We start from the raw sequence: 10,437 nt of genomic DNA, 5'->3' as shown, positions 1-10,437 counted from the left end.
GTGCTGCCGGTGTGCCGCCGGCGGGCGCGCCGCGGCCGGCCGCCGGGATGCCGCCGGGTGCCCAGCCACCCGGGCGGCCGCCGTTCGGGCCACCTCCACCACCACCCCCGCCGGCCGAGCCGGCCGGTCCACCCCCGCCGACCGGCCCCGGTGCCGTCGTGCCGTTCACCGCCGCGCCGCGGGAGCGCAACCCGCGGGTCTGGATCGGCCTCGGCGTGGTCGCCTTCCTCGTCGTGCTCTGCTGTGGCGGTGGCATCGCCGGCGTCTTCGGCTTCGGTGCCTACCAGGAGCACCAGATCTCGGCGGCCGCCGACAAGTTCCTGGTCGCGCTGGAAGACCAGCAGTACGCCCAGGCGTACCGGATGCAGTGCCAGCAGGCGCGGGCCCAGGAGAGCGAGCACGAGTTCGTCAGCCGGCTGGGAAACCAGCCGCGGCTGGAGTCGCACCACCTCTCCGCTCCCCAGCAGTACCAGGGCAACACGGTGTTCGAGGTGCCCGCCACCCTGCGGTACGCCGACGGCCAGTCCCGCTCGTCGGACCTCATCGTGGTCGCGAGCAGCGCCGGTGGCGGCGTCGGCTGGCAGGTCTGCGGTACCGCCGACTGACCCCTCCCGGCCGGCCCCGACGGGGTCCGAATCCGCACTCGATCCGATTTCTGCCGGCGAGTACTCTGAACAGCTCCGACGGACGGTAACCAGCGGCACCGACGAGCGTTGTGCTCGGTGACGTCAATGTCCCCGCCGACCGCCAGCCGGATGGAGGAGCTGTGCCTGTGGACCGCATCGATGCGATCGTGAGCCTGGCCAAGCGCCGTGGCTTCGTCTTCGGATCCAGCGAGATCTACGGCGGGTCGAAATCCGCCTGGGACTACGGGCCGCTCGGCGTCGAGCTCAAGGAGAACGTGCGGCGCGCGTGGTGGCGGTCGATGGTGACGTTCCGGGACGACGTGGTGGGGCTCGACTCGGCGGTGATCCTGGCGCCGGAGGTGTGGGCGGCGTCCGGCCACCTGACCGAGTTCGTCGATCCGCTCACCGAGTGCCAGTCCTGCCACAAGCGGTACCGCGCCGACCATCTCACCGAGGAGCACGCCGCCCGGCACGGCGCCGCGCCGGCCAGCCTGGCCGAGCTGACCTGCGCCAACTGCGGCAACCGCGGCACCTTCAGCGCGGCACGCAACTTCAACGGCCTGGTGCGCACCTCGCTCGGCCCGGTGGAGGACACCTCGTCGATGCACTACCTGCGGCCGGAGACGGCGCAGGGCATCTTCGTCAACTTCCTCAACGTGATGCAGTCGTCCCGGCGCAAGCCGCCGTTCGGCATCGCGCAGGTCGGCAAGTCGTTCCGGAACGAGATCACCCCCGGCAACTTCATCTTCCGCACCCGCGAGTTCGAGCAGATGGAGCTGGAGTTCTTCTGCAAGCCGGGCGAGGACGAGCAGTGGCACGAGCAGTGGTTGGCCGAGCGGTGGCGCTGGTGGACCGATCTCGGGCTGTCCGAGCGCAACCTGCGGCGCTACGAGCATCCGGCCGCGAAGCTGGCGCACTACGCCAAGCGCACCGTCGACATCGAGTACCGCTTCGGCTTCGGTGGCAAGGAGTTCGACGAGTTGGAGGGCGTGTCGAACAGGTCCGACTTCGACCTGCGCACCCACTCCACCGCGTCCGGCACCGACCTGTCCTACTTCGACCAGGAGAACGGTGAACGCTGGTTCCCGTACGTGATCGAGCCGGCGGCCGGCCTGACCCGCGCGGTGCTCGCCTTCCTGCTGGAGGCGTACGACGTGGACAAGGCGCCGAACACCAAGGGCGGCATGGACTCCCGGACGGTGATGCGGTTCGACCCGCGGCTCGCGCCGGTGAAGGTGGCGGTACTTCCGTTGTCGCGCAACCCACAGCTGTCCCCGAAGGCCCGGGGCCTCGCCACCGACCTGCGCCGGCGGTGGAGCGTGGAGTTCGACGACGCCGGCGCGATCGGCCGGCGGTACCGGCGGCAGGACGAGATCGGCACCCCGTACTGCGTGACGGTCGACTTCGACACGTTGTCCGACAACGCGGTCACGGTTCGCGACCGGGACTCGATGAAGCAGGAACGGGTCAGCCTCGACCACGCGGAGGCGTACCTCGCGGAGCGGCTGCCCGGCTGCTGAACACGGACGCAGGAGGGCCCGACACCGTGCGGTGTCGGGCCCTCGCTGTCGGGGGGACCTGTCGCGGTCGGGGGGAACCGCGGTGCTGCTACGGGCAGGGCAGCGCGTTGACGATCGCGGTCGCCCGCACCTCGTCGTCCGCGTACGCCGACGGGAACGCCGACACCTGGACCCGCTGGGCCGCCACGGTCACCGGCAGGCTCTGCCAGCCGGGGATGTGCAGCAGCGCCTGGTAGAACTTGGTCGCCGAGGTCTCCGGGTTCATCAGTTCGTTCAGCGAACCCCAGTTCGGCTGCTGCTGGAACAGCCCGACCGACAGGTGGTCGGAGCCGACCGCCTGGTGTGCCATCCGCATCGACGCCGGCAGGTTCACGTTGGCGTAGTTGCGCAGCTGGCTCTCCTGCAGCGCGGTCGACAGCGCGATGATCTGGCCGCGCTTGCTGATGTGCAGCTTCCGCCCGGCGCGCATGATGGCGCGGGCGTTCTGGGTCTGCAGCGTGGACAGGTCGGTGACCCGAGCCGGCGCGGTGCACCGCTTGGCGCTCCGCGAGGCCTCGTCGGCCTTCTTCTTGCGGGCTGCGTCGTCGGCCTTCTTCTTGGCGTCGTCGGCCTTCTTCTTGGCCGCGGCGTCCTCGGCCGCCTTCTTCTTGTCGGCTTCGGCCTGGGCCGCCGCCTGCCGGGCCCGGACCATGTTGGCCGAGACCCGCTGGCCGGAGGCCTGGATCTGCTGCCCGGACAGGTCCACCGCAGGCTTGGTCTCGCCCTTCTCGGTGGCTGCCGCGGCGTGTGCCGCAACGGGCTTCTCGTGGCTGGACGTGTCAGATGTGGGGGAGGCACTAGCCAGCGATGCACCAAACAGCGCGGGGGAGCACGCAATCACCGCAGCCAGCACCACGCGCAGACGCGCGCGATTCATGGCAGTCCTTCGGTATAGGGGGTTTGGGGGGTCTGGCACGCCGGGGGGACGTGCCGCGCCTCGACGCCTCTAACGCCGGGGCTGATCGGGTGGGAGCCCGATCCGCCTGGACCCGGTGGCTGGTGCTACCGGGCGGCCTGCGCGTCGCTCGCCGGCGGGTGGCCTACCCACGATGGTTCGCGGCGCTTGAACCTGGGTAACACTCCGCAGTCGCTGCTGGCCAGCCTCTGCGCGTCTTTCATGGCGTAACCCACAGTGATCATGAAACTGCTGGGTCGACAAGTCCGGCGTGCGTTACGGAACCGCCCAGTCACCGCGAGTCGTGTTGTCCCGGTGTCGCGGGGAGCACACCGGTACGCGAGCCCGCCTCACAACTCCCGTACCGATTCGAACACTCTCAGTAATGATGCCGCTGCTCGGGCAGTCGTTTGCCGATCGCGCCGCCGGCAGCCCTCGCCAGCCCCCACCGGCCCTGGAGAGACACGCAGCTTCGCCCGCCGTGGTCGCAGCCCTGTGGGCCGGCCCACGTCAGTCGTCGGCGCCGACCGCGTCCACCGTCATGCTGATCGCCGGCGGCTCGGCCAGGCGGCGTTCCGCCACCGCCACCAGCGGTGAGCCAGGCGCTCGACGCCGCCCACGCCGGAGTGCCACCCGTGCTTCCTGCGTCTCACCGGCGATGGCCGCCGCGATGGCCATCAGTAACTCGGCCTCGCCCGCGTCGTAGCGATTCGGTGTCCATCGGATCACCTGCTGCCCGAACCGGCGTGCGAGATCATGATCCCGGTCATGTATGGCGAACACTGTCAACACAAAGGCAGCCAGGTCGCGACGCAACTCCGTCGCGATGACGGGGCAGAGTTCGCGCGCTCGTACCACCACGTCCGGATCGACCGGTTGGCCGGCGATCGTCGCCAATCCAGCGTATGTGCAGAACGCGTACCGGCTGGAGAGGTTGTCAGTGTCGGGAGAGTCGAGGAGCGGGGCGACCGCCGTGGCGGCGGTTGCGTACCGACCCTGGTGGTACCACTCCGCGCACTGCAGGATCACCGAGTCGAACTCGGAGATGCTGCCTGCCAGCGCGGTCCGTTCGGCCCGCATGGTTGCGACGTCGGCCTGGCAGCTGGCCACGAAGATGCGCTGGAAGCGTTTCCGGTCAGGACCGTCGACCGGCATCGTCGCGTGTTCACCCCGGCGTGGATGCCACAGCACCCACCGGTTCGGCAGCTGGGACGGCACGTTCAGTTGACCGCCCAGCACCGCCAGCCAGCCGAACGTGAGCACCGCCGTGTAGGTCGCCGGCCGGAGCCACTCCGCCGGTACCGGCCCGGCTGCTTCGGGATGCCGGAGCTGCCACCACGTCGCAGCGAGGGCAGTCGCACTGGCCAGCGCGGGGACGAGCGCCACCACCCAGCGGCGCGGTGCCGGCACGCCGGTACGCGGTTGGTTGAACCCGAACCGGATCGGCAGCGGAACCGTGCGCACGGCGACGATGCGCCGGCCGATCAGCCATCTTGCCCTGACCCGGCCGGTACCGAAGTCCACATCGGACAGTTGCAGCCCGGCGAGCAGACCACCGATCGCGGAGCAACAAAGGAAGCCCAGCTGTGCCAGCGCCGCGCAGGCGAGACCGCGCCGCAGCAGAGCTGGGTCGAGCCAGTGGCCGCCGAGCATGTGGTGCCAGGAGGACACGACGATGAACGCATAGAGGGCGATGCCGGCGGCGGGGGGCATGCGGCGGGGCAACCGCAGGGGTGGGGGCACGGCGTGATCGTAGGGATGCGTCGATCGTCCGGGACTCGGCCGAACGGCCGATTCCGGTCGGTGTGACCTGACCTGCGTCGGGACGCGCCGAGCGCGCGCCGGCCGGCGGGGCGTGCCATGCTCGTCGGGTGAGTGCACCGACCCTGAACCAGTCCGTACCGGCCAGCGCCCCGACGGGGCTGCCCGGGCCGTTGCGGCTGGGCCCGTACGAGCTGCCCGCGCCGGTGGTGCTGGCGCCGATGGCGGGCATCACCAACGTGGCGTTCCGGGCGCTGTGCGCCGAGCACGGCGGCGGGCTGTACGTGTGCGAGATGGTCACCACCCGCGCGCTGGTCGAGCGCAACCCGAAGACGCTGCGCATGATCGAGTTCGGCGCGACCGAGCGCCCGCGCAGCCTCCAGCTGTACGGGGTGGACCCGCGGGTCACCGCCGACGCGGTGCGGATGGTGGTGGACGAGGGGCTCGCCGACCACATCGACCTGAACTTCGGCTGCCCGGTACCGAAGGTTACCCGCAAGGGTGGCGGTTCGGCACTGCCGTGGCGGCGCCGACTGTTCGAGGCGATCGTGCGCGGCGCGGTGGAGGCGGCCGCACCGGCCGGGGTGCCGGTGACCGTCAAGCTGCGCCGCGGCATCGACGACGAGCACCTCACGTTCCTGGACGCCGGGCGGATCGCGCAGGACGCCGGGGTGGCCTGGGTGGCGTTGCACGGCCGGACCGCCGCGCAGCGCTACTCCGGTACCGCCGACTGGTCGTCGATCGCCGCGTTGAAGGCGGCGCTGTCGGTGCCGGTGCTGGGCAACGGCGACATCTGGGAGGCGGACGACGCGCTGCGGATGGTGCGGGAGACCGGGTGCGACGGCGTGGTCGTCGGGCGCGGCTGTCTCGGCCGGCCGTGGCTGTTCGCCGACCTGGCCGCCGCGTTCGCCGGTGGCACCGGCCGGGTGCTGCCGACCCTCGGCGAGGTGGCCGCGACGATGCGCCGGCACGCGGTGCTGCTGGGCGAGTGGCTGGGGTCGGAGCGGGACGGCTGCGTCGACTTCCGCAAGCACGTCGCCTGGTACCTCAAGGGTTTCCCGGTGGGCAGCGCGCTGCGCCGCAGTCTGGCGATGTGCTCGTCGCTGTCCGAGCTGGACGGTCTGCTCGGGCAGCTGGATCCGGCGGAGCCGTTCCCGGTGGCGGAGCTGGGCAAGCCGCGGGGCCGCACGTCGGCGCCGGCCCGGGTGGCGCTGCCCGAGGGTTGGCTGGCCGACCGGGACGCGCTGACCGTCCCGTCGGCGGCGGAACTCGACGTCTCGGGCGGCTGACCGGCCGATCCGCCGCATCCGAGCACTGTCGCCCGACCCGGAGGTCGTGATGTCCGTTCCACGACGCTCGCCACCCGGCGCGGTCGACGGTGGCGGTCGTTCCGCCCGGATCGCCGATCGACCGCTGCTGGACGTGTCGTTCGGCGGGTCGTTCGCCGCCGGTGCCGCGTACACCGCCGCCACCGGCGAGACGATGGGCGGCGCGCTGGCCCGCCGTACCGGTGCCGAGGCGATCGAGGTGGACCGCGGTGTCGTGCTGCACGGCGGCGCGGACGGGCTCACGTTCGCGCCGGCGGCGCCGATCAGCGGCGGCGGCGTGCAGCGCCCGTTCGTCGTCGAGGCCGCGTTCACCCCGACCGGCGGCCAGGGATCGCTGGCGACGGTGCTCGCGGTCGGCGGCACCGTGTTCGCCCGCTACACCGGCGACCAGCTGCAGTACGGGTTCTCGGTGCTCGCCGGCGGAAGCCGGACCGACGCGACCCGTACCGTGGCCGCGCCGGCGGCGGGCGCGCCGCACGTGCTGTCGCTCGCGTACGAGCCGGGTGGCGGCGGGGCGACGCTGCACGCGTTCCTGGACGGCGACCAGCTGCCGGACGCGGTGAGTACGGCGGGGGCGGCGACCTGGGCGTCCGGTGCGCCGGGGAGTGCCGTGGGGATCGGCACCGAGGTGAACCCGGGCGGGGCCGAGCGCGGCCTGGCCGGGTCGGTGCGCCGGGTCCGCATCGCCGCCCGCACCGGCCCGTTGGCGACCGCAAACCTTGCGCTGCAACAGGTCGGCCCGTTGGCGACCGCGGACCTTGCGCTGCAACAGGTCGGCCCGTTGGCGACCGCGGGCCTTGCGCTGCAACAGGTCGGCCCGCTCACGACTGCGGACCTTGCGCTGCAACCGGTCCGGTCGACCGCTCACGGCCACGTCGAGTTCGAGGGCGGCGTCGACGCCGCCGGCGGCTACCGCACCGCGCCGGGCGAGCCGGTCGCGATCCTGCCGGGGGAGCGCCTGACCTCGTTGGTGGCCAAGGCATCCGCGCTGCGACCGTCGCAGCGTCAGCTGGACTGGCAGCGGCTGGGCCAGACCGCGTTCCTGCACTTCGGCATGAACACGTTCACCGGCGAGGAGTGGGGCACCGGTACCGAGGACCCGGAGCTGTTCGCGCCCACCGGCCTGGACACCGACCAGTGGGCGAGGACGTTGCGGGACAGCGGATTCACGCTGGCCATCCTGGTGGTCAAGCACCACGACGGGTTCGTGCTCTACCCGTCGCGCTACACCCGGCACGGCGTCGCGGCGAGCACGTGGCGGGACGGTACCGCCGACGTGCTGCGCGAGTTCACGAACTCGATGCACGCCCACGGGATCGCCGTCGGTGTGTACCTGTCGCCGGCGGACGAGAACCAGTACCACGACGGGGTGTACGCGAACGGCAGCGCGCGCACCACCCGCACCATCCCGACGCTGGTACCCGGCGACGACCGGGCGGCCCGGGTCGCCGACGGCAGCCTGCCCACCTTGCTACTCACCGCCGACGACTACGGCGCCTACATGCTCAACCAGCTGTACGAGGTGCTCACCGAGTACGGCCCGATCGACCAGGTGTGGTTCGACGGCGCGCAGGGCCGGATCCCGCCGGACAGGGTCGAACGGTACGACTTCGCCAGCTGGTACGCGCTGATCCGGTCGCTGGCACCGGCTGCGGTGATCTCGGTGACCGGCCCGGACGTGCGGTGGGTCGGCAACGAGAGCGGCGTGGCCCGGGAGAACGAGTGGAGCGTGCTGCCGACCGTCACCGGCGCCGACGGCGCGCCGGACTACGCGCTCGGCTTCGCGGCGCCGGATCAGGGCAGCGACGCCGCGCTGCTCGCCGGCCGGGACGCCGGCGCCACCGAGCTGTCCTGGTGGCCGGCCGAGTGCGACGTGTCGCTGCACGACGGCTGGTTCTTCCATCCCGACCAGGCGCCGAAGTCGGTGGCGCGGCTGGTCGAGGTGTACCACCGGTCCGTCGGCCGCAACGCGGTGCTGCTGCTCAACGTACCGCCGGACACCGACGGCCGGATCGCCGCCGCCGACGTGGCCCGGCTGGCCGAGTGGCGGGCCGAGCTGCGCCGGCTGATGCCGACCGACCTGGCCCGGGGTGCCCGGGTCACCGGCGACGGCAGCGCCCCCGGTGCGGTGGTCGACGGCAGGGACGGCAGCGACTGGACCACGGCCGGCCCGGACACCGGCACGCTCACCGTCACCTTGCCGGCGGCGACCCGGATCGAGCGGGTGGTCCTGGCCGAGGACCTCCGGCACGGCCAGCAGTTGGCGCGGGCGGTACTGGAGGCACCGGACGGTGCCGGCGGGTGGTCCACGATCGCCACCGTCGGTACGGTCGGCTCGCGGCGCATCGTGGTGCTCGACCGGCCGATCGTCACCGACACGGTGCGGCTGCGCATCCTCGCCTCCCGCGCCGCCGTGCACCTGGACCGGATCAGCCTGTACTGCGCCGAATCCTGACGTCCGTCCACCATGGACGGTGGCGCGGCGGCGGCTCAGGGGCGCAGGGCGAGCCGGCCGACGGTGCTCCGCGACTCCAGCGCCGCCAGCGCCTTCGCACCGTCGGCCAGGTCGTACTCGGTGGGTCGGCCCGGGCCGAGCACCCCGGCGCCGATCAGTTCGAACAGCTCGCCCAGCACGGCGCCGAAGGTCTGCGGTGCGGACCGGATCAGCATCCCCAGGTTCAGCCCGACGAGGTGCACCTGGTGCCGGTACACCAGGTCCCAGTTGCTGATCGAGGCCTCGCCGCCGGCCAGGCCGTAGACCACGACGCGGCCGGTGACCCGGCGGGCGGCGGCCAGGCTGGCCTCGAAGGTGGCGCCGCCGGCCGACTCCAGCACCAGGTCGGCGCCAGCGCCGCCGGTGGCGGCCAGTACCGCGGCGGCGAGGTCGGGGTCGCGCGAGTCGAGGACCGCATCGGCGCCGAGCGACCGGACGAGCTCGTGCTTGCCGGCGGACGCGGTGGCGAGCACGGTCGCGCCGAGGTGCTTGGCGATCCGTACCGCGGCCTGGCCGGTTCCGCCGGCAGCGGCGTGGATCAGCACGGTCTGGCCGGCGGCGAGCTCGCCCGCCACCCGCAGCGCGGCCAGCGCGGTCGGCCAGCTCACCGCCAGGCCCAGCGCCTGCTCGTCGGCCCAGCCGTCCGGTACCGGCAGGGCCGCGGCGGCGGGCAGCACCAGGTACTCGGCGAAGGCGCCGCCGCCGATGGTCACCCCGACGACGTGGCTGCCGGGCGCCGGCTCGGTCACCCCGGCGCCGACGGCGACGACCTCGCCGGCGCCCTCGATGCCGGCCAGGTAGGGCGGTCGGGGCGCGCCGGCGAACGTGCCGCGCGCCTGGGAGAGGTCGACGAAGTTGACGCCGGCCGCCGTCACCCGGACCAGGATCTCGCCCGGGCCGGGGCTGGGGACCGGTGCGTCGGTGACCAGTCGAAGGTCCCGGGGGCCGCTGCGGGTCGTCTGCTGCAGGGCACGCATCGTGGCGGGCATGATCGGGCCGACTCTCTTGTTTGGCGATCGACAAACAAATACTCGCACGGGCGCCGGGGGCGGTCAAGCTAAACTTGGTCGATCGACAAACAAACTGTCGACCGACGACCGAGACGAGGAGCGCAGACCGGTGGCACCCCGTGGCAGGCCCCGCACGTTCGACCCGGACACCGCGCTGCGGCAGGCGCTCGACGTGTTCTGGGCGCGCGGCTACGAGGGCACCTCGCTGCACGACCTGGCCGCCGCCATGGGGATCGCGTCGGCCAGCATCTACGCCTGCTTCGGCAGCAAGGCCGAACTGTTCCGCAAGGTCATGGCGCTGTACGGGGCGACCGCCGGCGAGCCGCCGCGGCAGGCACTGCGCGACCGGCAGACCGCCCGCGCCGCGATCGAGGCCATGCTGCACGCCACCGCCGACCAGGTCACCCGGCCGGACGCGCCGCCCGGCTGCATGCTCGTGCTGGCCGCGCCGACCGGCGCCGAGGAGAACCACGAGATCCGCGAGTTCCTCGCCGACCTGCGCCGCGGCCAGTACGAGCTGATCCTCGACCGGCTCGCCCAGGGAGTGCGGGACGGCGACCTGACCGCGCCGCGCAGCGGTCTCGACGCGATGGCCCGCTTCTACCTCACCGTCGTGCACGGACTCTCGGTGCAGGCCCGGGACGGGGTCGGCCGCGCCGAACTGGACGGCGTGATCACCTGCGCGATGGCCGCCTGGGAGGCACTCTCCGCCCCGCCGCGCCAGGACGTGTCTTCAGAGGTTCGGGCGGAGCCATGAAGACACG

8 protein-coding genes are annotated in these 10,437 nt (G+C 72.6%); 5 read left to right on the top strand and 3 right to left on the bottom strand.

Going from position 1 to position 10,437, the window contains the following annotated elements; genetic code table 11:
* Together NUM_RS02535 and NUM_RS02530 are read left to right on the top strand one after the other, a co-directional pair.
* The coding region (locus tag NUM_RS02535) for a hypothetical protein (RefSeq protein ID WP_207122877.1) at window positions 1–605 on the top strand (605 nt) is incomplete at its 5' end.
* 161 nt (window positions 606–766) lie between these two features.
* Window positions 767–2,146: a glycine--tRNA ligase gene (locus NUM_RS02530; protein ID WP_207122876.1), complete on the top strand. Its 1,380-nt coding sequence runs from the start codon at window positions 767–769 to the stop codon at window positions 2,144–2,146.
* Between the two features lie 88 nt (window positions 2,147–2,234).
* On the opposite strand, the gene NUM_RS02525 is transcribed toward NUM_RS02530, so the two are convergent.
* Together NUM_RS02525 and NUM_RS02520 are read right to left on the bottom strand one after the other, a co-directional pair.
* Window positions 2,235–2,891 (bottom strand): hypothetical protein, encoded by a 657-nt coding sequence (locus tag NUM_RS02525; RefSeq protein WP_207122875.1) that lies wholly within the window; start codon window positions 2,889–2,891, stop codon window positions 2,235–2,237.
* Window positions 2,892–3,590: 699 nt separating this feature from the next.
* On the bottom strand, window positions 3,591–4,823 hold the full coding sequence (locus NUM_RS02520) for a hypothetical protein (protein WP_207122874.1): 1,233 nt from the start codon (window positions 4,821–4,823) through the stop codon (window positions 3,591–3,593).
* Between the two features lie 179 nt (window positions 4,824–5,002).
* Here NUM_RS02520 and dusB point away from each other — a divergent pair, with 179 nt between their 5' ends.
* Both dusB and NUM_RS02510 read left to right on the top strand, forming a co-directional pair.
* On the top strand, window positions 5,003–6,130 hold the full coding sequence (gene dusB / locus NUM_RS02515; RefSeq protein WP_207122889.1) for a tRNA dihydrouridine synthase DusB: 1,128 nt from the start codon (window positions 5,003–5,005) through the stop codon (window positions 6,128–6,130).
* Between the two features lie 49 nt (window positions 6,131–6,179).
* Entirely contained in the window at window positions 6,180–8,624 is a 2,445-nt protein-coding gene (locus NUM_RS02510) for an alpha-L-fucosidase (protein ID WP_207122873.1), read from the top strand.
* A gap of 35 nt (window positions 8,625–8,659) precedes the next feature.
* On the opposite strand, the gene NUM_RS02505 is transcribed toward NUM_RS02510, so the two are convergent.
* Window positions 8,660–9,652, bottom strand: coding sequence for an NADPH:quinone oxidoreductase family protein (locus NUM_RS02505; RefSeq protein ID WP_225918283.1), 993 nt, complete (start codon window positions 9,650–9,652; stop codon window positions 8,660–8,662).
* A gap of 130 nt (window positions 9,653–9,782) precedes the next feature.
* Here NUM_RS02505 and NUM_RS02500 point away from each other — a divergent pair, with 130 nt between their 5' ends.
* On the top strand, window positions 9,783–10,430 hold the full coding sequence (locus NUM_RS02500) for a TetR/AcrR family transcriptional regulator (RefSeq protein WP_207122872.1): 648 nt from the start codon (window positions 9,783–9,785) through the stop codon (window positions 10,428–10,430).
* Window positions 10,431–10,437: the final 7 nt, after the last annotated feature.

Source organism: Actinocatenispora comari (genome assembly GCF_017312725.1).
Taxonomy (GTDB): Bacteria; Actinomycetota; Actinomycetes; order Mycobacteriales; family Micromonosporaceae; genus Actinocatenispora; species Actinocatenispora comari.
This window is presented reverse-complemented; position numbering and strand designations above follow the sequence as displayed.

Excerpts from the sequence above, each read along its gene's own strand:
- NUM_RS02510 (WP_207122873.1), top strand. The coding sequence starts at position 6,180 with ATGTCCGTTCCACGACGCTCGCCACCCGGCGCGGTCGACGGTGGCGGT.
- NUM_RS02505 (WP_225918283.1), bottom strand. The coding sequence starts at position 9,652 with ATGCCCGCCACGATGCGTGCCCTGCAGCAGACGACCCGCAGCGGCCCC.